Origin of the sequence: Pseudomonas sp. PAMC 25886, assembly GCF_000242655.1 — a bacterium.
Taxonomy (GTDB): Bacteria; Pseudomonadota; Gammaproteobacteria; order Pseudomonadales; family Pseudomonadaceae; genus Aquipseudomonas.
The window spans coordinates 1-25,483 of record NZ_AHHC01000032.1 but is presented as its reverse complement, the minus strand read 5'-3'; the positions used below and the strand labels follow the sequence as shown (position 1 = coordinate 25,483).

16 protein-coding genes are annotated in these 25,483 nt (G+C 65.2%); 7 read left to right on the top strand and 9 right to left on the bottom strand.

The annotated features are described in order from the left end of the window. Window positions 1–12: 12 nt before the first annotated feature. Both MUM_RS0110085 and MUM_RS0110080 read right to left on the bottom strand, forming a co-directional pair. On the bottom strand, window positions 13–492 hold the full coding sequence (locus MUM_RS0110085; RefSeq protein WP_010169540.1) for a nuclear transport factor 2 family protein: 480 nt from the start codon (window positions 490–492) through the stop codon (window positions 13–15). 36 nt (window positions 493–528) lie between these two features. Beyond that, a complete protein-coding gene (locus MUM_RS0110080; protein ID WP_010169538.1) occupies window positions 529–1,080 on the bottom strand; it encodes a TetR/AcrR family transcriptional regulator in 552 nt (183 codons plus the stop codon). Between the two features lie 125 nt (window positions 1,081–1,205). Between MUM_RS0110080 and pssA the strand changes: the two genes are divergently transcribed. Further along, on the top strand, window positions 1,206–2,549 hold the full coding sequence (gene pssA, locus MUM_RS0110075; RefSeq protein WP_010169536.1) for a CDP-diacylglycerol--serine O-phosphatidyltransferase: 1,344 nt from the start codon (window positions 1,206–1,208) through the stop codon (window positions 2,547–2,549). 3 nt (window positions 2,550–2,552) lie between these two features. On the opposite strand, the gene MUM_RS0110070 is transcribed toward pssA, so the two are convergent. From MUM_RS0110070 to MUM_RS0110040, 7 genes are all read right to left on the bottom strand, one after another. After that, complete coding sequence (locus MUM_RS0110070; protein ID WP_010169534.1) at window positions 2,553–3,761, bottom strand: MFS transporter; 1,209 nt, start codon at window positions 3,759–3,761, stop codon at window positions 2,553–2,555. A gap of 3 nt (window positions 3,762–3,764) precedes the next feature. Further along, window positions 3,765–4,544: an ABC transporter ATP-binding protein gene (locus MUM_RS0110065; RefSeq protein WP_010169533.1), complete on the bottom strand. Its 780-nt coding sequence runs from the start codon at window positions 4,542–4,544 to the stop codon at window positions 3,765–3,767. Window positions 4,545–4,570: 26 nt separating this feature from the next. Further along, window positions 4,571–5,638 carry a FecCD family ABC transporter permease gene (locus MUM_RS0110060; RefSeq protein ID WP_010169532.1) on the bottom strand — a complete coding sequence of 356 codons (1,068 nt, stop codon included), beginning with the start codon at window positions 5,636–5,638 and terminating at the stop codon, window positions 4,571–4,573. Continuing rightward, window positions 5,635–6,750: an ABC transporter substrate-binding protein gene (locus tag MUM_RS0110055; RefSeq protein WP_010169530.1), complete on the bottom strand. Its 1,116-nt coding sequence runs from the start codon at window positions 6,748–6,750 to the stop codon at window positions 5,635–5,637. Before MUM_RS0110055 ends, MUM_RS0110060 begins: the two co-directional genes overlap by 4 nt. Beyond that, entirely contained in the window at window positions 6,750–7,577 is an 828-nt protein-coding gene (locus tag MUM_RS0110050; RefSeq protein ID WP_238535524.1) for a PepSY-associated TM helix domain-containing protein, read from the bottom strand. The genes MUM_RS0110055 and MUM_RS0110050 overlap by 1 nt, the downstream gene beginning before the upstream one ends. A gap of 26 nt (window positions 7,578–7,603) precedes the next feature. After that, window positions 7,604–9,832: a TonB-dependent siderophore receptor gene (locus MUM_RS0110045; RefSeq protein ID WP_010169527.1), complete on the bottom strand. Its 2,229-nt coding sequence runs from the start codon at window positions 9,830–9,832 to the stop codon at window positions 7,604–7,606. Window positions 9,833–9,967: 135 nt separating this feature from the next. Continuing rightward, window positions 9,968–10,870: an AraC family transcriptional regulator gene (locus tag MUM_RS0110040; protein WP_010169525.1), complete on the bottom strand. Its 903-nt coding sequence runs from the start codon at window positions 10,868–10,870 to the stop codon at window positions 9,968–9,970. A gap of 351 nt (window positions 10,871–11,221) precedes the next feature. Here MUM_RS0110040 and MUM_RS0110035 point away from each other — a divergent pair, with 351 nt between their 5' ends. The 6 genes from MUM_RS0110035 to MUM_RS01000000132470 form a co-directional block, all read left to right on the top strand. After that, window positions 11,222–12,874 carry a (2,3-dihydroxybenzoyl)adenylate synthase gene (locus tag MUM_RS0110035; RefSeq protein ID WP_010169523.1) on the top strand — a complete coding sequence of 551 codons (1,653 nt, stop codon included), beginning with the start codon at window positions 11,222–11,224 and terminating at the stop codon, window positions 12,872–12,874. Further along, a complete protein-coding gene (locus MUM_RS0110030) occupies window positions 12,867–14,615 on the top strand; it encodes an ABC transporter ATP-binding protein (RefSeq protein ID WP_010169521.1) in 1,749 nt (582 codons plus the stop codon). Before MUM_RS0110035 ends, MUM_RS0110030 begins: the two co-directional genes overlap by 8 nt. Further along, window positions 14,612–16,369, top strand: a complete 1,758-nt coding sequence (locus MUM_RS0110025; RefSeq protein WP_010169519.1) for an ABC transporter ATP-binding protein — start codon at window positions 14,612–14,614, stop codon at window positions 16,367–16,369. Before MUM_RS0110030 ends, MUM_RS0110025 begins: the two co-directional genes overlap by 4 nt. Continuing rightward, a complete protein-coding gene (locus MUM_RS0110020) occupies window positions 16,359–19,766 on the top strand; it encodes a non-ribosomal peptide synthetase (protein ID WP_010169517.1) in 3,408 nt (1,135 codons plus the stop codon). Before MUM_RS0110025 ends, MUM_RS0110020 begins: the two co-directional genes overlap by 11 nt. Beyond that, window positions 19,763–25,186: a non-ribosomal peptide synthetase gene (locus MUM_RS0110015; protein WP_010169515.1), complete on the top strand. Its 5,424-nt coding sequence runs from the start codon at window positions 19,763–19,765 to the stop codon at window positions 25,184–25,186. Before MUM_RS0110020 ends, MUM_RS0110015 begins: the two co-directional genes overlap by 4 nt. Further along, window positions 25,183–25,483: saccharopine dehydrogenase NADP-binding domain-containing protein (locus MUM_RS01000000132470; protein WP_010169513.1), on the top strand; the 301-nt coding region annotated here is incomplete at its 3' end. The genes MUM_RS0110015 and MUM_RS01000000132470, both read left to right, overlap by 4 nt.

Sequence of the window (25,483 nt, the reverse complement as noted above, 5' to 3'; positions counted from 1 at the left end):
GCGGCTTACCGTTTAGAGCCCCAGCTGCGACAACCCCGGGTGCTCATCCGGACGCCGGCCCAGCGGCCAGTGGAACTTGCGCTCGCTTTCCTTGATCGGCAGGTCGTTGATGCAGGCAAACCGGTTCGCCATCAAGCCATTCTCATCAAACTCCCAGTTCTCGTTGCCGTAGGAGCGGAACCAGTTGCCGGAGTCGTCGTGCCATTCATAGGCATAGCGCACCGCAATGCGGTTGCCGGTAAACGCCCACAGTTCCTTGATCAACCGGTAATCCAGTTCCTTGGCCCATTTACGGGTCAGGAAGCCCTTGGCTTCTTCGCGGTTGTGGGCGAACTCGGCGCGGTTGCGCCATTGGGTATCCAGGGTATATGCCAGGGACACTCGTTGCGGGTCACGGGAGTTCCAGCCGTCTTCGGCCAGGCGAACCTTTTCAATCGCCGATTCGCGGGTGAACGGCGGCAACGGCGGGCGTATTTCAGGGGTGGAGGACATGGGACGGCTCCTGGGCAGGTTCAAATGAACGTTGGGTCAAAGTGCCAATAAGGTTCGCGCCATGGATTGCGCATTATCGGCAGCGGTTGTGTCGCCCATCACCAGGGCAACGGTAATGGCGCCATCAATCAGGATTAGCAAGTGCGCGGCCTGGCGTTCCGGGTCGGGGGTGCCATGTGCTTGACACAGTTCGAGGGCGTACTCGAACAGTTTCTGTTTGTGGGCCTTGGCCAGCAGGCGCACCGGGTCTTGCGGGTCGCCGGTTTCGCCGCTGGTGTTGATGAAGGCGCAACCGCGAAAGTCGTCGGAGCCGAACCAGGTCTTCAGTGCACTGAACACGCCCAGCAGGCGCTCGCCCGTGGTGGCGTGGTGTTCCACTTCGCTGCGCAGCCAGTGCATCCAGCGCTCGTCACGGCGCTGCAAGGCGGCGATCACCAGTTCGTCCTTATTGGCAAAATAGCGGTAGACGCTCTTTCTGGAGACGCCAGCGGTTTTCACCAGAAGATCCATGCCGGTGGCAGCGATGCCGTTTCGGTAGATCAACTTTTCGGTAACGTCGAGAATAATGTCGCGAGTAATATCGTTCATGTGAACTACAGTAGAACGATCGTTCTCCTTGGTCAATTAATTATTTTTAACCCTGGGCGGGAAGACCTGAGCCAGCCCATGGTGTAAGCTCTCGAGTCCTTCGGATTCGACCCATTGCGAGCCCTATGCCGTCGTTATTCAAACGCTCCCTGTTGCCCAAGCTGCGCGGTTTTCCCCTCACACCCGAGGCGATCGACGTGCTGTCCGGTGCGGCCGAGTACCGCCGCTGCCTGCTGGAGAAAATTTCCCAGGCCACCCAGCGTATCTACATCGTGGCGCTGTACCTGCAGCAGGATGAAGCGGGGCAAGAGATCTACGACGCGTTGCACGCTGCCAAGGCCCGGCGGCCCGGGCTGGACATCGTGGTGGTGGTTGACTCGCTGCGTGCCCAGCGCGGCCTGATCGGGGCCGGCAAGCAACCGGGCAACAGTGCCTGGTACCAGGCCATGACCCAGTCCCACAGCACCGAAGTGCCGGTCTACGGCGTGCCGGTGCAAACCCGCGAACTGTTCGGCGTGCTGCACCTCAAGGGCTTTGTGATCGATGACAGCGTGCTGTACAGCGGCGCCAGCCTGAACAACGTGTACCTGCACAAGTTCGACAAATACCGTTATGACCGCTACCACCTGATCCACAACAAGGCACTGGCCGACTCGATGCAGCACCTGGTGGAACACGGCCTGGTCGCCGCCAAGGCGGTGCATCGCCTGGACCTGCCCAACCCGCCGACCACCCGCAGCCTGCGCAACGACATCGGCGACCTGCGCAGCCGCCTGAAACACGCGGTGTATGACACCACGGCGGGGCAGTTGCCCAACGGCAACCTGTCGGTCAGCCCCTTGCTGGGCGTGTGCAAGAACAACCCCCTGAGCCGGGTGATCTGCGAGCTGATCGCGAGCGCCCAGCACCAGCTGACCATCTGCACGCCGTACTTCAACCTGCCGCTGCCGGTGACGCGGGAAATCAACCGCGCCCTGGCGCGCGGGGTGAAGATCGACATCATCGTCGGCGACAAGACCGCCAACGACTTCTACATCCCGCCGAGCGAGCCGTTCAAGGTTATCGCCGCGTTGCCGTATCTCTATGAAATCAGCCTGCGACGCTTTGCCAAGCGCCACCAGCGCATGATCGACAGCGGCCAGTTGAACCTGCACCTGTGGCGCGACGGCGACAACACCTACCACCTCAAGGGCATGTGGGTCGACCAGCGCTATACGTTGCTGACCGGCAACAACATCAACCCGCGCGCGTTTCGCCTCGACCTGGAAAACGCCTTGCTGATTGACGATCCCAAGGGTGAATGGGTGGTGCCTCGGCGTACTGAACTGGCGCAGATTTTCCAGCACACCTCGCGTATCGAACGCTACCAGCAACTGGAAACCCTGGTGGAGTACCCGGCGGCCGTCGGCAAGTTTCTGCGTCGGGTCAGCCGGGTGCGGATCGAGCGGTTGCTCTACCGCATTCTGTAAGCCTCAGGCCGGTTGCCGTGCAGCCGGCCAGCACGCAATCAACAGCAGCAGCGCGGCCGCCACCAGGTAGGGCAGGCGCGGCTCGACCGCGTAGATCAAGGTCCCGGCCAGAGGCCCGACTACCACGCCCAGGCCTTGGGCTGCACCCACCGAACCGGCCGTGGCGCCCTGTTCCGAGGCATCCACCGCATTCGCCGCCAATGCCGCAAAGGACGGGAAGATCCAACCCATGCCGGCGGCAGACACAAAGAAGCACAGCCACAGGATCCAGGCCGTGTCAGCGAACATGCTGCCGGCAAAGCCCAGGGCCGACACCACGGCGCCCACGCGAATCATCCGCAGCGGCGGCCACTCCAGTTTGCGCACCAGCAGTTGCGAGCAGATCAGCGCCAGCCCGACCATGGTCAGGGCAATGCCGGCGGTTTGTGCAGCATCGGCCGGGTTCATCTTCAGACGGTCCAGCGCGAAAAAGCCCACGGTTATCTGTGCAATCGACACACACAGCATCGCGACAAACGCCACCACCAGCGGGCGACGCAGCCGTGGGTCCGACAGGTTGACCGGCTTGGGCGGCTGCTTGAGGTGCAACTCCTGGCGTGGCAGTTTGGCCAGCAGCACCAGAAAGCCCAGCATGGGCAGCACCGCCATCACGTAAAACGGCAGGCTCAGGCTGTGACGCGCCAACAGCGCGGCAATCGCCGGGCCCAGCACCAGGCCGCAGGCGTTGGCGGCGCCCAGGGAAGCCATGGCCTTGGCCCGGTGCTCGGGCTCGATGTTGTCGGCCACCAGCGCATACCCGCCCACCGGAATCGCGGCGTAGAACACGCCGATCAGGCCGCGCCCCAGAATCAGCCCGATAAACGCCAGCATGGCCGACGGCAGCAGTTGCAGGGACGCATCGATAAATACGCAGAGCGCCCAGTACGCCAGGGTAAAACCGCCGGTGCCGAGCAACAGCACGCGACGTCGGCCGAGACGGTCACTGGCCTGGCCCCACGGGCGGGCCAGGAGCATCCAGATCACCCCGGACACGGTGACCGCCGCGCCCGCCTGCCAGGTGGCCAGGCCGAGAATCCTCGCGATCGGGCCAATCAGCGAGACAAACGCCATCATCGCCATGGTGCAGGCCATGTTGGCCAACAGCAGCGGGCGCAGGTTGAACGGGCGGTCAGTGTGCAACGTCGCAAGTGCAGCGTCTTGGGAGCTGTTCATGGGTTATCCAAGGGCAGGGGGAAAGGGCAGTCGTGCATCGACCATCACCAGCGGGCGGCCGTGCACCTGTTCAAGGCGGCCACTCACACCATAGACGTCCTTGAGCAACGCCTGGTTGATCACCGCTTGCGGTGGCCCGGCAGCGGCCAGTTGGCCATTGTGCAACACCACCACCTGGTCACTGAAGCCCAGGGCGAGGTTGATGTCGTGCACCACCACCAGGGTGATCAGGTTGCGTTCGCGCGTCGCCTGGGTGATGGCTTCCACCACCTGGCACTGGTGATACAGGTCGAGGGCGCTGGTGGGTTCGTCCAACAGCAGCACTTTAGGCTGACGCACCAGGGCCTGGGCCAGCCCCACGAGTTGGCGCTGGCCACCGGAAAGCGCATCGATCGGGCGGTCGGCAAGGGCGGTCAGGTCGAGGTCGGCGAGGATTTTTTCGACGCCCTTGAACACCGCAGGGCTCGGTCGCCCTGGCGCAAAACCGGCGCCACGGTGCCCGGCCATGGCCGCACTCAACACCGCTTCGAAGGCGCACAAGCGCGTGCGTTCCGGCAGGCTCTGGGGCAGGTACACCACCTGTTGTGCGCGCTCGACTTGCGGCAAGCGGTTGAGGTCGGTGCCGTCCAGCCAGATCTGGCCACGGGCCTTGTGCAGCCCGGCGATACCCCGCAACAAGGTCGACTTGCCGGCGGCGTTGGGGCCGATCAGCGCGGTGATGCTGCCAGGCAGCAGGGCCGGCAGGTGGATGTCGTGGAGCACGCTGCGGCTGCCGTAGTGCATGCTCAACTCACGTGTGCTTAGTCCGGTCACAGAACACCTCGGCGGTTACGCATCACAATCGCCATGAAAAACGGAATCCCCACCAGCGCGGTGACAATCCCCACGGGGATCAGCACGCCGGGCATCAGCGCCTTGCTGGCGATCGACGCCATCGACAGGATCAAGCCGCCACTGAGCACGCTGGCAGGCAAAAACAAGCGATGATCTTCCCCCACCAGCAGCCGCGCGATATGCGGGGCAATCAGCCCGATAAAACCGATGGTGCCGACAAACGACACCGCCAGTGCCGACAGCAGGCTGATGCGCAGCAGCGACAGCACCCGCAGGCGGGCCACATCAACCCCGAAGCTGCGGGCGCGCTCTTCTCCCAGGGTCAGGGCGGTCAACGCCCAGCTCTGACGCAGGGAAAACGGCAGGCACAGCAGCAACGCGGCGGCGAGAATCCCGAGCTTTTCCCAGGATGCCCGGGCCAGGCTGCCCAGGGTCCAGAACACCAGTTGCTGGAGGCTGTCCTGGCTCGCCACAAACTGCAGCAGCGCCACCAGCGCGTTGAACGCAAACACCAGGGCAATCCCGAACAGCACCAGGCTTTCCACGCCAAACCCACGCCAGCGTGCCAACAGGTACAGCAGCGCTACCGAGGCCAGGGCGAACAGAAAAGCGTTGGCCGAAATCAGGTACTGCGCCGGCACGCCAGGAATGCCGAGCCCCAGCACAATGGCCAGGGCCGCCCCAAAGGCTGCCGCCGCTGAAACACCGAGGGTGAACGGGCTGGCCAGCGGGTTATCCAGCACCGTCTGCATTTCCGCCCCCGCCAGGGCCAGGGCCGCGCCCACCAGTACCGCCATCAGCGCGTAGGGCAGGCGTACGTTCCATACGATCACCGCTTCCACCCGAGGCATGGAGGCCGGGTCCCACAGCACGTGCAGCAGACGCGTCAGGCTCATGCCGGAAGGGCCGGTGGTGATGTCCGCCGCCAGGGAAACCACCAGCGCCAACGCCAGTACCGACAGCAGCAACACCCGCCGTCCATGGCGATGGCGATAGCGCTCACCTGCGTTATTGGCACTTTCACAGGCCTGCACCTGCGTCACGGCACGAGGCTCGTGGTGAACACGCCGCTGGCCGGGATCGGCATAAAGCGCCGGTACAGTTCGGCGCGGGTCTGTTCCGGATCAAGGTCGGCGAACAGGTCCGGGTGCAGCCACTTGGCCAGGGCCTGCACCGCGATCAAGTGTTCCGGCGAGTCGTAGAAGATATGCCACAGGCCATGCACATTGCCTTCGCGCACCGCCCGCAGTTCATTCAGCGGGGCGCGATGGGCCACTTGCCTGAGGCTGTCGTTGGCCTGCTGCGGCGGGGCCGAATAACCGAGGGTTACGCCGCCCTGGCCGTGGCCGAACACTCCGGTGGCGACGTACACATCCGGGTCACTGGACAGGATGTACTCGACGTTCAGCGTGCCGATCGGGCCGGGAATGCGCCCGTCGGCAATGTTCTGGCCGCCAGCGAGCTTGATCATTTCCCCGAAGTTGCCGGTGCCCGGTGAGCCGCAGCAATCCTGCAGGCCGGCCAGCATGTCGATAAAGATTTTCGGCCGTTTTACCGTCCCGGCCTTGGCCAGGGTGTCGGTGACCTTCGCCAGCGCGGCCTGGTAAAACGCGATGTAGTCGTCGGCCTGCTGATTACGGTCCAGGGCCTGGCCCAGCAGGCGCATGCTCGGCACGGTGTTGCTCAACGGATGGTCGCTGAAGTCGACGAAGATCACCGCCACGCCGGCCGCTTCCAACTGCTTGACCGCCTCACTGTCGGGGCTCGGGCCATGGCCGCCGCTCAGGGCCATGATCGCCAGGTCCGGGTGCACCGCCAGTGCTTTTTCCACGCTGAAGGTCTCGGCAGAAGTACCGCCTACCAGGGGGACATTGTCGGCTTCGGGAAAGTGCTTCTGGAAGGCGGCGTAACCCTGCACATCCAGCCCGCGAAAATCCCCTTGCCAGCCGGCGATGCGGGTAAACGGGTTCTTGCCTTCCAGCAATGACAACGAGTAGATCATCCGGCCTTCACCCAGCAGGATATGCGAGACCTTGTCCGGCACGTCGACCTTGCGACCTGCCAGGTCTGTGACGGTGTGGGCGCAGGCCAGGCCGCTCATCAACAGGCAGAGGCCCAGCAGCAGGCTGCGTTGCAACAACGGGAGGTGTTTCATCAAAGGTTTCCTTGAACGGTGGGGTGCAGGCGGCGGACGCGTTTGCGCCACCACAACAACAGCCCGGTGAGATAGAGCAGCGGCAATGCCAGGCCGCAGAGAAACGCCAGGGCCGCACCGGGCAACCCCAGCAGCAGGTGCCCGTGGGCCGCGGAGAACAACGGCTTGAGCGCGACGGGGTTGGCGACAAACCAGTCGGGCCGGGCCAGCCAGGCGCCGCTGCCGGCAATCACCGCCAATGGCAGGCACAGCCAGGCTGCCGCGACGTTGTGCCATTCCCGCAGCCGGCGTTGGCCCTGGCTGCCGGGGCGCAGGCTGGCGGCTTTCCACCAACTGCGCCGCCCCGGCCACCACAGGTACAGGCCGCTGCCCACCGAACCCAGCAGCACCAGGCCACAGGCAAACAGGGCGATGGCGCCAAGCGGCGGCGGCAACAGGAGTGCCCGGTGCAACGCCACCAGTTTTGCCAGCCACAGGTCATCGAAGACAAAGAACGCGCGAGGCTCGGCGCTGTAGGGATCGATCATGGCGATGCCGATGCCGGGCCGATCCTTGAGCGCACCGAATACAATCGCGTTGTCCGATTCGAGGAAGCCCTGGCGCGGCTTTGCGGCGCCAAAGACTTTCTGGAACTGCGGGTACGCGCTCATCGCCGCGCTGATCCACTGCCCGTCGTCCAGCACCGGGCCGTGCTCACCCGGGGCCAGGTCCAGGGCCTGGCTGCCGACTTCCCAGCGCAGGATCGGCCCCTTGAGTTCCAGCAGCGCGCCACTCAAGCCGATCAGCGCCAGCAACAGGCCGACGCTCAGCGCCAGCCAGCGATGCACACGAAGCCACCACCAATGCATAGCGGTTACCAGCGATAACGCAGGCTGGCGATGACACTGCGGTCATACCCGGCACTGCAACTGGAGAGGGAGCAGCCTTCGTAATAGTGCTTGTCGGTCAGGTTGGTGGCGTTCACTGCCAGGCGCAGGCCCTTGGCCGCCGGGATCAACGTGTCGAAATCGTAGTGCACCGCCGCGTCGAGCAAGGTGTAGGAGGGCACGCTCAAGGTGTTGGCGGCGTCGGCTTCGGTGGAGCCGATATAGCGCACGCCGACGCCAAATCCGAGCCCCGTCAGCGGGCCGAACGGCAGCGTGTAGTCGGCCCACAGCGACGCCATTTTTTCCGGGGTGTCGGTGGGGCGGTTGCCTTTTTCCAGCGGGTTGTTGCTCTTGCTGACTTCGGCGTCGTTGTAGGTCAGGGTCGCCAGCAGGTCGAGGCCCTTGGCGAGGCTGGCCTTGCCCTCCAGTTCCACCCCGCGCACGTTGACTTCACCGGTCTGCACGCTATTGAGCGGGTTGGTGGGGTCAGTGGTCTTGACGTTCTGTTGGGTCAGGTCGAACAGCGACAGGGTGATGTAGCTGTCGATACCGGGCGGCTGGTACTTGATGCCGACTTCCGACTGTTTGGCGGTGCTCGGTTTGAACGTGGTGCCGTAGAAGTCGGTGCCCAGCACGGGGTCGAACGAGGTGGCGTAGCTGATGTACGGCGACAGGCCGTTATCGGCCAGGTAAACCAGGCCCGCACGGTAGGTGAACTTGTTGTCGTCCTGCTTCTGCCCGGTGTCGGTCAGGCGGTTGTCGGTGCGTGCGCTGGAGTGATCCTGGCGACCGCCGACGGTCAGTACCCAGCGGTCGTTGAACGTCATCTGTTGCTGGGCGTAGAGCCCGGTCTGGTCGGCGCGCTGCAAGGTGCTGGCGAATGGCGTGTTCGGTGCGAACACGCCGCCATGCACCGGGTTGTAGACGTCGATCGACGATGCGCGGCCGGCGTTGAGGTAATAGTCCTCACGGGTACGCCGGTAATCGACCCCCAGCAGCGACAGCATCTGCACCTCGCCGAGGTTCCAGCGGGCCTGGGCATTGTTGTCCAGGGAGTACACGTCGCCGACGATGCGGAAACGGTAGGCGGCGCGGTTCAAGGTGCGCAGGTCCGGTGCCAGGGACATGCCGCTGGCGGTATTGGTCAGCAGGTTGACGTGGCCATAACGTGCGCTGGAGTTCAGGCTCCACACATCGTTGATGCGATGTTCCAGCAAATAACCCAGGGAGTATTGGGTGCGGCCATTGTCCAGGCCCGGCTCGTCGAGGAAGACGTTGTGTTTGACCTTGCCGTTCGGGTTGGGCTTGAGGGTGCCCACAGTGGGTAAAAACACCCGTGGCGCGCCGAATTCATCCTCGGTGTAGTCGGCCAGCACGGTCAGGCTGGTGTCGTCATTCGGTCGCCAGGTGAAGGACGGTGCGATGAAGGTCTTGTCGTCCTTGATGTGATCGAACTGGGTGCCGCTGCTGCGTTCCAGGCCCACCAGGCGATAGAGGAACTGGCCCTGGTCATCCAGCGGCCCGCTGAAATCGAACTGGCCCTGGGCACGGTCGAAGCTGCCGCCCTGGATCTGCACTTCATGGAACGGCTGGTCCAGGGGCCGCTTGCTGATCTGGTTGACCACGCCGCCCGGCGCGTTCTGGCCGAACAACACCGAGGCCGGGCCCTTGAGCACGTCGATGCGTTCCAGGCCATACGCTTCGGCTTTTGGCCACGCCTGGGTGGTGGTGCCGCGCAAACCGTCACGCAACATGCCGGTGCTGGTCACGTCAAAGCCGCGAATCGAGAGGTTGTCGAAGCGCTGGCTGGCGGCGGTGGTGTTGGCCTGCACGCCGGCGGTGTAGCGCAACGCTTCGCTGACCGATTGCACTTGCTGCGCGTCCATCTGGTCACGGGTGACTACTGAAATCGACTGAGGGATTTCATTCAGGGCCGTGTCGGTCTTGGTCCCGCTGAGGCTGCGCTTGGCCACGTAACCGGTCTGTTGCCCGGTAGGGCTGTCGGCCTGGGTGCCGGTGACCACGCTGCTGTCGAGCACCACGGCGTGATCGGTGTCGGCCTCGGCGGCCAGCACGTGACTCATCTGGGTCAGCGACAGGCCCAGGGCCACGCCATGGATCAGGGTTGCCAAGGGCTTGCGATTGGACTTCAAGAGCGGGACTGCGATATCGACTGGCAAACCTGGGGTGTCTCGGTACAGAACGCGGGTGCCCATGCTTCACTCCATGATGAGGTGTTTAATGCGAATGCAAACGTATCTCATCTAGGCAGTGTGACGCAGGGCTATTGCTTTGGGTCGAGCGACCATTTCTTTCGTTTGCGAGGCGGGGCAGGAACTTTTACAAAATCCTCAGCGCAACGCCTTGGGCGAAACCCCGAAGCGCTTGCGAAACGCCGTGGAGAAATGCGCCGGGCTGTAACCTACGCGGTAGGCTGCGCTGGAGACATTGGTCTCGCCACTGGCCAGCAGCCGATAGGCTTCGGCCAGGCGCTGTTCCTGCAAGTACACGTAGACACTGGTGCCGAATACCTGACGAAAGCCCGCAGTCAATTTGCGCGGGTTCAGGCCGACTGCGCGAGACAACTCGGCCAGTGAGGGCGAAGCCTGCAGCGAACCGAGCAACAGGTCGCGCGCCGCATGAATGCGTTCGATATCGGCCGAATTGCAATGGGATTCCTGCACCGGGCGCGACTCGGTTTGCGCGAGGATGCCTTCCACCCCGAGTGCCGTCAGTTCCAGCGCCTTGCCACCCAGATAGAAGGAGCGGGCAGGGCCCTGCAACGGGCATGTGAAAATCTGTTGGGCGAGGGCCAGCAATGGTTTGCTGGCGGGCTGGCAGAACATCATCGGCCCACCGCCGCGTTTATCCAGCAGGCGTTCCGGCTCGAGGCCGACGCTGCGAATCGACGGGAAATCCAGCTGCACGGTGGTGTAGCGCACCGGCACGCCACTGGCGAACAGGTGGTCACCACAATGTTCACCTTGGTTGGCCACGGCGCACAGGGTGGGCCCGCGAATCTCGACTTCCTGCTGGCCTTCGACCCGGCAATTGAGCTGGCCGCTGAGCACCAGGATGATCTTCAAACCCTGCCACAGGGGTTCCTGCATCCACATCTGGCTGTCCATCAACACCGTCCCGGCGGACAGGGTGATTTCCGGCACGACGGTAGCGGCACCGGTGTTCAAGGTGTTGGGGAAATTGAGGGTGAAATCCCTTTGGGTCGGTAGCGGCGCAGCGTGAGGGCTGAGCATGGCGGACTCCCTGTGAACCGGAAAAGAGGGCCATACGCTAGCAGGAAATTTCTTACCTGTAATTAAGAATGATTATCCTTTAGCGAAAAGCACAGATCCCGTCTCATCGCTGCAGGCCGCTGAAAACGGCGCTGTTGCGCAATCAAAAGAAAAAGCCGCGCAAACGAATGTCCTGCCGGTTGCCGTGCTGCAGCTTTTGCCTATTAATAATCACTCTCATTTCCGCAGCCCTTGGCGACTCATGGATGAACCGCTCAATGCCCCATTCTCCCTAGCCTTTTTCACCCTTGCCCGCAGGCCTTTTGTTCACGGCAACGGCCCCTTATTGCCGAAAAAAACTCTGGAGACCCCATGACTTTCAACGATGACTGCCCCGATTGGCCCCAGGCATTTGCGAAGCGTTACCGCGACGCCGGCTACTGGCGCGACGAGACCTTTGGCGATCTGCTGCGCAACGCTGCCCAGGCCTTTGGCGACCGTGAAGCGATCACCGACGGAGCGCTGCGGGTGAGCTATCGCCAACTCGATCAACGCGTCGATCAACTGGCCAACGGGTTGTCCCGGCTGGGGTTGGTGGCGGGGGACAACGTGGTGGTGCAACTGCCGAACTGCGTGGGATTTGTCGAAGTGTGCTTCGCTCTGTATCGCCTTGGCGTACGGCCAATCTTCGCCTTGCCGGCCCACCGTCATCTGGAAATCGGCCGCTTCTGCGAGTTTGCCCAGGCCAGGGCGTACCTGTGCGCCGACGTCACGGCGGGCTTTGATTATCGCGCCATGGCGCGGGGTTTGAAGGCTGCCCATGCGGATCTTGCGTGGGTGATTGTGGCGGGCGAGGCCGAAGAGTTCACCGCACTCGAAGACCTCTATCTGGACACCCCGCACCCATCCTTTTGCGCACCGGCGGCCGACGCAGTGGCCTGTTTCCAGTTGTCCGGCGGCTCTACGGGCGTGCCGAAACTGATCCCTCGGCGCCACCACGAATACCTCTACAACGTACGGGCCAGCGCCGAGCGTTGCGGCCTGACCGAGGCCACGGTGTACCTCGCCGCATTGCCGATGGCCCACAACTTTCCCATGTGCTGCCCGGGGTTTATGGGCACCTTGCTGATGGGCGGCCGCGTGGTCTTGAGCCCCTCACCCAGCGCCGAAACCTGCTTTGCGCTGATCGAGCAGGAACGCGTGACCCACACCGCATTGGTGCCGCCACTGGTGCTGGTCTGGCTGGACGCTGCCCAGGCCCGGGGGCAGGGCTTGCCGGGCCTGCAACTGTTGCAGGTGGGCGGTGCCAAGCTGAGCTTCGAGGCAGCCCGGCGTGTGGAGCCCACTCTGGGCTGCCGCCTGCAGCAAGTGTTCGGCATGGCCGAAGGGCTGATTTGCTACACCGACCCCAACGACCCGCCGCAACGGGTCTTGCACACCCAGGGCAAACCGCTGTCCCCGGCCGATGAAATCCGGGTGGTGGACGACAACGAACAGGACGTGCCCCAGGGCCAGGTTGGCCAGTTGCTCACCCGTGGCCCGTACACGATTCGCGGTTACTACCGCCACCCGACGCACAACGCCCAGGCTTTCACCACCGACGGTTTCTACCGCACCGGTGACCGGGTGATGCTCACCGCCGACGGCTACCTGATGGTCGAAGGTCGTGACAAGGACGTGATCAACCGGGGCGGCGAAAAGATTGCCGCCGAAGAAGTGGAAAACCTCCTGCTCAGCCATCCCGCCGTGGCCGATGTGGCATTGGTGGCGATGCCCGACGCCTACCTCGGCGAGCGCACCTGCGCCTTCGTGATTCCCCGTGGCACCGCACCGCGCCCGCCGGAGCTGCTGCGCCATTTGCGTGAGCAAGGGCTTGCCGCCTTCAAGCTGCCGGATCGCTTCGAGTTTATCCCGGGGTTCCCGCAGACCGGCGTGGGCAAGGTCAGTCGCAAGCACCTGCGGGAGGCCATCCAACAGCTGTATTTCGGGGCGAAAACCCCTGAGGGAAGTGCGGCCCGTGGCTGATAACAATCCGCTGCACACGCTGCTTGCCCCCGTACGTGGCCGGCTGATCGGCGCCATGCTGCTGCAGGCCCTGGCGACCTTGATCGGCTTGCTGCCGTTGATCGCGGTGGCGGAACTGGCGCCGTTGCTGCTGGAGGGCAAGCTCGACCTGCAGGACGGGTTCTGGTGGTTGCTGGCCGGCGCGGGCGCCTTGCTGTTGCGCATGCTCGGGTTGGCGGCGGCCTTGCAGGTGACCCACTTGGCCGACAGCGACCTGCAGCGCCAGATTCGCCAGCGCCTGGCGGCGCATTTGTCGCGGGTGCCACTGGCCTGGTTCAGTGCCCGTGGCGGGCAAAAAGTCGACCGCGTATTGCTCGATGATGTGGGCGCCCTGCATCAACTGGTGGCGCACCTGCCGAACAACCTCGCCGCCGCACTGGTGGCGCCACTGGCCTGCCTGCTGTACCTGCTGACGGTGAGTGTGCCGATGACCGTTGTGGTGCTGCTGCCGCCGGTGGTTGCGTTATGGCGCCTGCGGGCGTTGCGCTCCCGGGCTTATCGGGATGACCAGAAAGCACTGGGCGCGGCGCTGGGCAACCTGTCCCAGGCCACCCAGCAGTTTGTGCAGAGCATCGCCATGGTCAAGTCGTTCGGCCGGGCTGATCGGGTGCAGTCGAAGTTTTTCGCGGCGGTCGAACGTTTTGCCGGTTTCTTTTCCTGCTGGGCCCAGCGCTGGGCCGGGCTTGGGGCGAGTGTCGAGGTGCTGCTTTCGCCGTTGCTGGTGCTGGCCCTGGTGTTGCTGGGCGGTGCGCTGTTGGTAGGGAGCGGCTGGCTGCTGCCGGTGCAATTGCTGCCATTCCTGTTGCTGGGGCCGGCGCTGGCGGCGCCGGTCGCGGCCCTCGGGCATGGTGCGGATGCGCTGGTGCAAGGCCGCATGGCCGCCAGCCGGATCGCTGCCGTGCTGAACAGCGCGACGTTGCCGCAACCCCGCGAGTCTCGCGAACCTCAAGGGCGGCAGGTCCGCTTTGAGCGGGTGGACTTTCGTTATCCCGATGGCACCCAGGTGCTGCAGGGCATTGACCTGGATTTGCCACCCGGCACGCTGACCGCCCTGGTGGGCGATTCGGGTGCCGGCAAATCCACCCTTGCCACCTTGCTGGCACGCTTTGCAGACGTGACCGCCGGGTCGATTCGCATCGGCGGCGTCGACCTGCGGGACATGCACAGTGCGGCGCTGTACCGCCAGGTCGCCTTTGTGTTCCAGGACGTGCGCCTGCTGCGCACCAGCGTCCTCGACAACCTGCGCCTGGCACGCCCCGAAGCCACGCTGCCCGAGGTGGAAACCGCCGCCCGGGCCGCACAGATTCACCAGCGCATCCTCGCGTTGCCCCAGGGTTATCACACGGTGCTCGGCGCCGGCGTGCAACTGTCCGGCGGGGAAGTGCAGCGCCTGGGTATTGCCCGGGCCATGCTCAGTGAAGCGCCGATCCTGATCCTCGATGAAGCCACCGCCGCCAGTGACCCGGAATCCGAAGCCGCGATCCAGCAGGCCCTGTCACGCCTGGCCCGTGGGCGCACGGTGCTGGTGATCGCCCACCGCTTGAGCAGCATCCAGGACGCCGACCAGATTGTAGTGCTGCAAGGCGGGCGGATTGTCGAGCGCGGCACCCATCATGGCTTGCTGGACCAGCAGGGCGCCTACGCCGGGCTATGGGCGGCCGAACAGTTCTCGGCGACAGCGCTGAAGAGGGCGCGGGCATGATTCGCGCCCTGTTACGCAGCCTGCAACCCCGTGAAGCCGGCCTGGTGCGGCGCGCGCTGATGGCAATGGCGTTGAGCGCGCTGGCCCAGGGCGCGGCACTGGCCCTGTTGCCGATGGCCTTTGCCCAATGGTTCGGCACCGCAACGCCCTGGGCCTGGGCCCTTGGCTTCACCGGCATGGCAGTGCTGTGCCTGTGGTTGCGCCGGTATGCCCAATTGGCGGGCTATCGCGCCGGTGCCGAGGCGGCCCAGGCGTTGAACCGGCGTATCGGTGAAAAGCTGGTGCAACTGCCGCTGGAATGGTTTGTGGAACGGCGCAGCGCGGAGCTGAATCGGCTGGTGACCCACACCGTGCTGCAAATCATGAGCACCCCGGCACACCTGCTGCAACCCATGGCCAACGCGCTGTTAACGCCCCTGGCGCTGCTGCTGGCGCTGTTTTTCTACGACCGCTCCATGGCGCTGGCCGCACTGGCTGCGTTGCCCTTGTTGGTGCTGGTGTACCACTGGGGCGTGCGGTGGGGCGGGCAGGCCGAAGCGCTGAGCGAAGCCGCAGCCAATGAAGCGGCAGCGCGGGTGATGGAGTTTCTGCGCCAGCAACCTTTGCTGCGTTCCAGCGGGCGCACCGGGCAAGGGTTCGAATTGCTCACCGAGGCCCTGGCCCAGCAGCAACAGGCCCAGCGTCACGCCCACTGGCGAACCTTTCCTGCTGCGTTGGGCCTGGCCGTGGTGTTGCAGGCCGGCTACAGCGCCATTCTGTTAGGCGGCCTGTATGCCGTGTTGGGTGGCACCCTCGACCCGGCGAAGTTCCTTGCGCTGGCGATTCTCGCCACCTGCCTGGTGGAGCCGATGGGCGCGCTGGTCAATCTCGGTACCACCTTGCGCCAGACCCGCCACGCGTTGAATCGCCTGCGCCATCTGCTGCAAATGCCGGGTTTGCCTGAGCCGCTTGAGCCTCAATCTGCCAAAGGTTTCGACGTGCAGGTGCAAGATGTCGGCCTGGTACGCCAGGGGCAGCCGGTGTTGCAGGGCATCACGTTTACCCTGCAGGAGCGTTCGCTGAACCTGGTGGTGGGCGCGTCCGGCTCCGGCAAGTCCAGCCTGTTGCGCCTGTTGGCGCGCTTCAGCGATGTCAGCAGCGGGGCGATCTGCCTGGGCGGTGTCGACCTGCGGCAACAGTCGGCACTGGCCCGGGATACCCAGGTCGCGCTGATGTTCCAGGACAGCCCGCCATTGCCGGCCAGCCTGCTGGACAACCTGCTGCTGGGGCGCCCCGATGCCAGCGAAGAGCAATGGCAGCACGCCGCCCGCGCCACGGGCCTGGACCGCCTCGCCGAACGCCTGCCCCAGGGCTGGCAGACCCTGCTGGGAGAGCAGGGCGTGAGCCTGTCCGGGGGTGAACGCCAATGCCTGGCGTTGTCGCGGGTGCTGCTCAAGGACGCGTCGCTGATCCTGCTGGATGAGCCGACGGCGGCCCTCGACGCCATCAGCGAGGCCCGGGTCAATCGCACCCTGTTGCAACTGGCCCGCCAGCACACCGTGGTGCTGGTCACCCACAAGCCGACGCTGGCGCCCCACGCCGACCAGATTCTGCTGCTCGACCACGGCCAATTGGCCCAGGTCGGCCGCCATGACGCGTTGATGGCCGTGCCCGGCCGTTACCGCGAGTTGTTCCACGAGCGCGAAGCGATCAATCGCTGGCGCTTGCGTCCAGACCCTACCGTTCCCCAAAGGACCGTCCCCCATGACCGATAACCCAGCACTGGCATGCGTTCATCCTTCACCCGGCGGCCTCGCACACAGCCCCGAGGCGCTGTGCGCCGGTGTCGCGCAGTTGCTCAACTATGCCCCCCAGGACCTGGAGCCCGACGCCTCGCTGATCGAGCAAGGCCTGGATTCGGTGAGCATGATGCGCCTGCCGGCGTTGCTCGCCCGCGAAGGTGTGCAGGTGAGCTTTGCCGAACTGATTGAGCGGCCGACCCTCGAGGCCTGGTGGGCCCTGATCGATCGCCGTCGCGGCCCGCCGGCTCACCTCAAGCCCGTTGCCACTGACAGTGATTTCCCGCTCACGCCCTTGCAGCAGGCCTACTGGTTTGGCCGCGACCCGGCCATGCCGTTGGGCGGCGTCGGCTGCCACCTGTATCAGGAGCTGGACGGGCCTCAGGTTGATGCGCAACGCCTTGAGCACGCGGTGGTGCGCCTGACCCAGCGCCATCCGATGCTACGCGCCTGTTTCCCCACGGCCACCTGCCAGCGCATCCTGCCGGTGAGCCCATGGCCCGGGTTGACCGTGCATGAATTGCCGGATGCGCTGGCCCTGCGCGAGCGCCTGGCTCACCGTTGCCTGGAGGTGCGTCGGGGCGAAGTGTTCGATGTGCAACTGAGCCACTTGCCCAACGGCCGCAGCCGGGTGCACTTGAACATCGATTTGCTGGTGGCGGACGTGTTGAGTATCAGCGTGCTGCTGCGGGATCTCGCGCTGATCTACAGCGGGCAGGAAGCGCAACTGCCACGCCTCGAATGGGATTTTGCGCACTACCTGAGTGCCACCCGAACCACCGATGCGGGCGCACGTGACTACTGGTTGCAGCGCCTCGATGATTTGCCCGACGGCCCGCAACTGCCCCTGGCGCAGGAGCCGCAGTCCCTCGGCGCGCCGCGCTTTCGTCGCCTGGCGATGCGCCTCGGCCGTGCCCAGTTGCACGCCCTCGAAGACCAGGCGCGGCAACACGGCCTGACCCTGGCCAGCGTATTGTGCTGCGCTTACGCCCAAGTGCTGGGCCGTTGGAGCGCCAGCCAGCATTTCCTGTTGAACGTGCCGCTGTTCAATCGCCAGGAACTGCACCCCTGCGTGCCGCACCTGCTGGCCGACTTTTCCAACCTGGTGCTGCTGGAGGTCGACCAGCGCCAGGCAGGTTCTTTCGCGCAACAGGCGCAAATCCTGCAACGCCAGTTGCACCGCGATATTGCCCACAGTGCCTGGCCCGGTGTGGAGGTGCTGCGTGAGTTGTCCCGCACCCGGCAAGGCGGCGCACCGGTGGTGTTTGCCTGCAACCTCGGCGAAGCATTTGTCGACGCCACCTGCCGAGAACACCTGGGGGAACCGGGTTGGGCGTTGTCGCAAACACCCCAGGTGTGGCTCGATCACCAGAGCTACCCGCTGCCTGACGGCCTGCTGCTGAACTGGGACGCGGTGGACGCGCTGTTCCCCGAAGGCCTGCTGGATGAAATGTTCGCTGCCTATGGCGACCTGCTGGCGTGGTTGTGCACCGATGACTGGCGCCAACCCGCGCCGCTGCCGTTGCCGCACGCCCAGCAACAGGTGCGCACCGCGGTCAATCACACGCCCTGGGCCTATGACAAAGGGCTGCTGCACGCAGGCTTTTTCCAGCAGGCGCGCCTGCACCCGCAACGGGTAGCGCTGATCACCGAGGAAGGTGAACTGAGCTACGCCGAGCTGGCAACCGAGGCCTTGCACGTGGCGGGAGCCCTCGGCCAGTGGGGGATCGAAGCGGGCGATGCGGTGGCGATTACCTTGCCCAAGGGCCAGGCGCAAATCATTGCGGTGCTCGGCGTATTGGCAGCGGGCGCGGTGTATGTACCGGTGGGCATCGAACAGCCGGCAGCCCGTCGCGACATGATTTATCAGCGAGCCGGGGCCAAGGTGGTGATCACCGATGCGGCCCACCGCGATCGCGGTGTATGGCTGGCAGACCTGCAAGTAGTGGACCTGGCCCAGGCCCGCTCGGCCCCGCCCCTGAAGCAGCCGGTCGAGGTCTCACCGGAGGCGCTGGCCTATGTGATTTTCACCTCCGGCACCACCGGCGAACCCAAGGGCGTGGAGGTGTCCCATCAAGCGGCGCTGAACACCGTCGAGGCGATCAACCGGCGTTATCAGGTGTGCGCGCAGGACCGCGTGCTCGGCGTGTCCGCCCTCGATTTCGACCTGTCGGTGTACGACCTGTTCGGCCTGTTGAGCGTCGGTGGCGCGGTGGTGCTGCCGGCGGATGCCTGCCGCAAGGAACCGTCTGAATGGCTGCGCCTGGTGCGCCAGCAACGGGTAACCCTGTGGAACTCGGTGCCGGCCTTGCTCGACATGCTGACCCTCAAGGCCCGCGAGCCGAATGCCCTGGTCGGACTGCGCCTGGCGATGGTCTCGGGCGATTGGGTCGGGCTGGACCTGCCGCGCCGCTTGCGCGTGGCTGCCGGCGAAAGCACCCGGTTTGCCGCCCTCGGAGGCGCCACCGAAGCGGCAATCTGGTCCAACGTCCAGGACGTCGACGACGTACCCGCGCACTGGCGCTCGATTCCCTACGGCAAGCCCCTGGATAACCAGTGCTTCCGGGTGGTCGACAGCCAGGGCCGCGATTGCCCGGATTGGGTGGCGGGGGAATTGTGGATCGGCGGGGCCGGGGTTGCCCAAGGCTACCGCGGCCTGGCGCACCTCAGTGCCCAGCGGTTCGTCGAGCAGGCCGGGCAGCGCTGGTACCGCACCGGTGATCAGGGCCGCTACTGGCCCGACGGCAACCTCGAATTTCTCGGGCGCATGGACCACCAGGTGAAGGTCCGGGGTTTCCGTATCGAACTCAGTGAAATCGACGTGGCCCTGGAGCGCCATCCGGCTGTCAGTCGCGCGGTCACCCTGGTACTGCCGGGTGCCAACCCGCAACTGGCAGCGGCTCTGACGGGCGACGCGGTGCCGGATGCCGACGCCATGCACCAGTGGCTCCGCCAGTGGCTGCCGGAACACATGCTGCCGGACCACTGGCTGAACCTCAGCGAACTGCCCCTGAGCGCCAACGGCAAGGTCGACCGCGCCGCCCTGTTGTGGCTGGTGCAGGAGCAACGCCAGGGCGCCAAACCCGCGAGTGAAGACGCGCCTCAAGGCGAAGCCGAGCAACTGCTGGCCGGGCTTTGGCGCGAGCTGCTCGACATTCCGCTGGTGGGGCGCCATCAGGGCTTCTTCGCCCTCGGCGGCAACAGCTTGTTGGCGGCGCGCCTGATCGAACGTATTGCCCGGCAGTTCGACGTCGAACTGTCGCTGAAAGACTTTTTCAACGCGGCCACCGTCGCCCGGCAGGCCCAATGGCTGGCCGCCCGACGGGAACAGGACCACGTCAACCGAAACGCAATGGTGGAGGGTGCGCTATGACACTGCAGCAACTGCAACAGGAACTCGAGGCACTGGGTGTGGAACTCTGGGAAGAGCAGGGCCGCCTGCGCTATCGGGCGCCGGCCGGGGTGATGGACGAAGACCGCTTGCAACAACTGCGCGAGCACAAGGACGCGCTGTTGCAACAGCTGATGGAACCGGCGATGCCCACCGTCTCGGCGGACCTGGCCGCCCGCAGCGAACCGTTTCCGCTGACCGACGTGCAGGCTGCCTACCTGATGGGCCGCACCCAAGCGTTCAGCTATGGCGGGGTAGCCTGTCATGGGTACCTGGAATTTGAGCTCGAGGAACTCGACCCGGCGCGCCTGGAGCAGGCGTGGAACCATCTGGTAGCCCGTCACGACATGCTGCGGGCGGTGGTGCTGGAAGACGGCTACCAACAAATCCTGCCCCAGGTGCCGCATTACCTGATCGCCCGGCACGACCTGCGCGACGACGATGGCCAGGGGTTGGCGGCGTTGCGCGAGCGCATGGAAATCCGCCAGGCCTCGCCCCGGCAGTGGCCGCTGATCGAGTTGTGCGTGAGCCAGGGCCGTGAGCATGCGCGTCTGCACCTGTCAGTGGACTTGCTGGTATGCGACTACCAGAGCGTGCGCATGCTGCTGGCCGAGTTGCAGCAGGTTTACCGGGGCGAAGCCTTGCCGTCGGCAGCCCCCATCAGTTTTCGCGACTACGTGTTGGGTGAACGCCGCCTGCGCGAGCAGCCGCGCTACCAGCGTGACCGCCAGTATTGGTGGGCGCGGGTCGACAGCCTGCCTGGTGCCCCGGAATTGCCGATGATGGGCGCACCCAGCGGCCCGCGTTTCGAGCGTCGCGCCCTGAGCCTGGAGGCCCGGGATTTCAACGCCCTGCGCCTGAATGCGGCGGCCGCCGGTGTGGGGGTGTCGGCTGCGATTCTCGCGTGCTATGCCGAGACCCTGGGGCGCTGGAGCCGCAAGGGGCATTTCTGCCTGAGCCTGACCTTGCTCAATCGCCTGTCGCTGCACCCGCAGGTCGACCGGCTGGTGGGGGATTTCAGCTCGGTGGAACTGCTGGAAGTCCAGACCTTGCAAGGCGGCAGTTTCGGCGAACGCAGCCAGCAGTTGCAGGAGCGCCTGTGGCAGGACATGGACCACCGCCTGTGTTCCGGCATCGAAGTACTGCGCGAACTGGCGCGGCGCAAAGGCCGTGAGGCGGCCTTGATGCCCTATGCCTTCACCAGCACCCTCGGCGCCGGCGGTGAAAGTGGCGGCGGGGCGTTCATGCCCGGCTCACGCCTGGTGCATGGCATCAGCCAGACCCCGCAGGTGCTGATCGACTGCCAGGTCAGCGAGCGCGACAGTGGCCTGTACATCAATTGGGACATTCGCCAGGGCGTGTTCAATGACGAGATGCTGGAGGCGATGTTCGACACCTTCGAACGCCTGCTCAAGCGCCTGGCCCGTGAACCCTCGGCCTGGACCCTGGATGACTGCCTGGAACTGCCGGTGCCCCAACGGCTGGTGCGGGAGCTGATCAACCAGACCGCGCAGCCGATTCCGCCGGGTTTGCTGCATGAACCGTTCTTTCGCCAGGCCCGCGCAGCACCACACCGCATCGCCCTGATCCAGGGTTCACGGCCACTCACCTACGCGCAACTGGCAGGCCGCGCCGAGGCGATTGCCGAGCAGTTGCTGGACGCCGGCTGCCAGCCCGGTGAGCGGGTGGCGGTGTGCATGGACAAGGGCATCGAGCAGGTGGTGGCCGTGCTCGGAATTTTGCGCGCCGGCGCGGCCTACCTGCCGCTGGACACCAATCAGCCTGCGGCACGCCGCGCGCTGATTATTGAAAATGCCGACGTCAGCCGGGTGCTCAGCCAGTCGTGGTTGAGCGCGGACCTGATGTGGCCTGCCCAGGTGACTCAGTGCCTGCAAGTCGACCAGGCGGGCACTGCCGCCACCCGTGAGCTGCCCACGCCAACTGTGACAACGCAACAGCTGGCCTACGTGATCTACACCTCCGGCTCCACCGGCATTCCCAAAGGCGTGATGATCAACCACCAGGCGGCCCTCAACACCGTGGTCGATATCAACCAGCGCTTCGCCATCGGCGCCGAAGACCGGGTGCTCGCCCTGGCCAGCCTGGGGTTCGATCTGTCGGTGTACGACATCTTCGGCCTGCTGGCGGTGGGGGGCGCGCTGGTGCTGCCCGACGCCGGCCGCCGGGCTGATCCGTCCCACTGGGCGGCGTGCGCCCGCGAGCATGGCGTGACCCTGTGGAACTCGGTGCCCGCGCAGTTGCAGATGCTGACCCATTACCTGCAAGCGGTCCCCGCAGCGGCACCGCATAGCCTGCGCCTGGCGTTGTTGTCCGGCGACTGGATCCCGCTGAATCTGCCCGCCGAGATCGGTGCGTTGCTGCCCACGCTGCAACTGATCAGCCTGGGCGGCGCGACGGAGGCGGCGATCTGGTCGATTGCCTATCCGATCACCGAGGTGGACGCGCAATGGCGCAGCATTCCCTACGGCGCGCCGCTGGCCAACCAACGTTTCATGGTGCTCGACGAGCAGGGACGTGACCGTCCGCAGGGCGTTGCGGGTGAGCTGTTTATCGCCGGCAGCGGGCTGGCCATGGGGTACCTGGGGGACGCCGAGAAAACCGCCGAGCGCTTTATCGAGCACGCCCACAGTGGCGAGCGTCTGTACCGCACCGGCGATCTGGGTCGGTACCTGGAAAACGGGCTGATCGAGTTCCTTGGCCGTGAGGATTTCCAGGTCAAGGTGCGCGGCCATCGCATCGAGTTGGCGGAAGTCGAGAGTGCGTTGCTCAGCCATCCCAATGTGGAGTCGGCCGTGGTAGTCGCCGCGGGCGAAGGCGCGTTCGAGCGGCGTTTGCAGGCCTGTGTGCGCGGCACGCTGCGCGATACGCCATTGCCTTGGCCTGCCCGGTTGGCACCCAACGCCCTGGCGGCGGCCAACGGGGTGAAAGGCCAATTGACCGAGGTGCTGATCACGCAAATGTCCGATTGCGTCGAGCGTGCCGCGCTGCTGTCCATGGGCCTGGCCCTGCAACGTCCGGGGTTGTTTGATCAACCGGGCGTCGAGCATGACCTGGCGCAGGTCATGACGGCATGCGAGGTCGCGCCCCGCAATGAACGGCTGATCCGCCGCTGGCTGCAAGCCCTGCACCGCGAGCAACTGGTGGACCAGAATCCACACACCGGCGCCTATTCGTCACTGCGGGTCTCGGGCGCCGAGTACCGTCAACTGTGGCAACGCATCGAGGCCCTTGAACCCAGTGTGGGCTGGGGCGCTGAAGTGCTGCGTTACCTGCGCGAGAGCCAGGAGCAACTGCCGGCACTGATGAGCGACCGGCTCGACCCGTTGCACCTGCTGTTCCCCGAAGGCCGTACCGACACCGCCGAAGGTGCCTACCGCAAGAACCTGATCAGCCAGTACCTGAACCAGGCGGTGTGCGCAGCCGTGCAGGAAATCGCCGCGCAGCAACCGGCGGGCCAGCGCCTGCGCCTGTTGGAAATCGGCGCAGGCGTGGGCGGCACCAGCGCCGACCTGATTCCGGCCCTGGACGGCTTGGCGGTGGACTACCAGTTCACCGACCTGTCGCAGTTCTTCCTCAACGAAGCGCGGGAGCATTTTGTCGAGTTTCCGTGGGTCAGCTACGGGCTGTTTGACCTGAACCTCGATCATTGGGGCCAAGGTATCGCCGCCAACTCCCTGGATGTGATCCTGTGTGCCAACGTGCTGCACAACTCGCGGCACGCCAGCCGGGTCCTGGCGCGGTTGCGGGAAATGCTTGCACCCGGAGGCTGGCTGATCTTTATCGAGGCCACGCGCGACACCTACCAGATCATGGCGTCCATGGAGTTCAAGGAGGGCCTGACCGCGTTCGAGGATTTCCGTGCCGCACAGGACACCACGTTTATCCGCCGCGAGCAGTGGCACCAGTTGTTGCAGGAGGCCGGCGCGCAGACGCCGCTGTGCCTGCCTGCGGCAGACGATGCCATGTCGCAGATCGGCCAGCACTTGTTTATCACGCGCTTCAAGACCGACCGCCACACCCTCGAACCCGAGGCGTTGCGCGCGCATCTGGGCCAGCGTTTGCCGGACTACATGGTGCCCACCGAGTGGCGGGTGCTGGATGAAATGCCGTTGACGGCCAACGGCAAGGTCGACCGCCAGGCCCTCGCCAACCTGGGTATTGCCCAGGCCACGCAACAGGCCAACAGCGGCGCTGCGCCGCTGGATGCGCTGGAGCGCAGCATTGCCGAGGTCTGGCAAACCCTGCTGCGGGTGCCGAGCGTGGGCCGTGAGCAGGGTTTCTTTGAACTGGGTGGCGACTCATTACTGGTGGCCCAGGTGGTTGGCCGCCTGCGGGAAAGCCTGCCCCAGGCCCGAAACGTGCCGTGGGGGGATTTACTGCGGCAGTTGATCAATCAGCCGACGGTGGCCGCCCTGGCGGATTACCTGCGGGGGCAGGGCAGCGAGAGTCTTTCGCCGCTGGTGCGTATTCGTGATGAGGTGCAAGGCCCGGCGCGAATCTTTGTCCATGACGGCAGCGGCACCCTGGCACCGTATCGCGCGCTGTTTGCCGCGCTGGGGGAAGAAGCGCCACTGGAAGGGCTGGTGCTCAATGACGTACCGGGTTACATGGCCCTGGCGCCGGCCACGGCGATTCGTGAACTGGCCGAACGTTATGCCGACACCTTGCACGCCGAAGGCCGGCGTCAGGTGAGCATCGTCGGCTATTGCCTCGGCGGATTGCTGGCGACGGAACTCGCCTCCTGCCTGGCGGCCAGGGGCATCGAGGTGCTGCAACTGACGGTGATCAGCAGCTACCGCGTGCCGTTCATGATCGAGGATGATCTGCTGGCCGAGTACGTGTTCGCCCGCGTCATGCAGGCCGACCCGCACACCCTGGGTTACCCGCTGGATGAACAGGCCATGGAACGGGCGATTGCCAAGGTGCTGCGCCAGACACCCGGCCGCGTGCCCCATGGTGCATTGCTGGCGCTGGAGGACGAGCCTGATTGCGCCACGGCCCTGGCCTGCCTGCGGGCCCTGGGACGCAAGTCGGCTGACCAGCGTTTGCAGGCGATTGCCGACGCGATGCGCCATGCGGGCTCGCAATTGAGCGATCTGGACTGGCTGCGGGAGCAATTGCAGGTGTTGCGCCACAGCCTCGCCGCCGTCGCGTTGCACCAGGCCACGCCTTACGACGGCGACATGGTGTTTATCCGCCAATGCGGCGAGGTTCAGGTACTGCCGGGCATGCACCGGGACATGAGCCAATACTGGCAAGCCCTGTGCCTCGGGGAGTTGCAGGTTGTCGACGTGCCGGGCGACCACTTCAGCTGCATGCAGAGCCCGCAGGTCGAAGCCGTGGCCCGGGCGTTCGAGCGGCTGGCGCAGGTGGCGGCATGAACGTCGGGATTGTAGGCGGGTACGGGCATGTCGGTCGGCAGGTCGCCCGGGTGCTGGTGGGTCACTACCGCCTGCGCCTGGGCGGTCGTGACCCCGGGCAAGGCCAGCGTTTTAACGACCGGGAGTTGAACGGGCGGGCCGAGGTCCGTGAACTCGACCTGTGGGACGCCCGCAGCCTGGCAGCGTTTTGCAGCGGCTGCGAGCTGGTGATCAATTGCGCAGGGCCCAGCTACAAGGTGCTCGACCGGGTGGCACTGGCGGCCTTGGCCAGCGGCGCCGATTACCTCGATGTGGGCG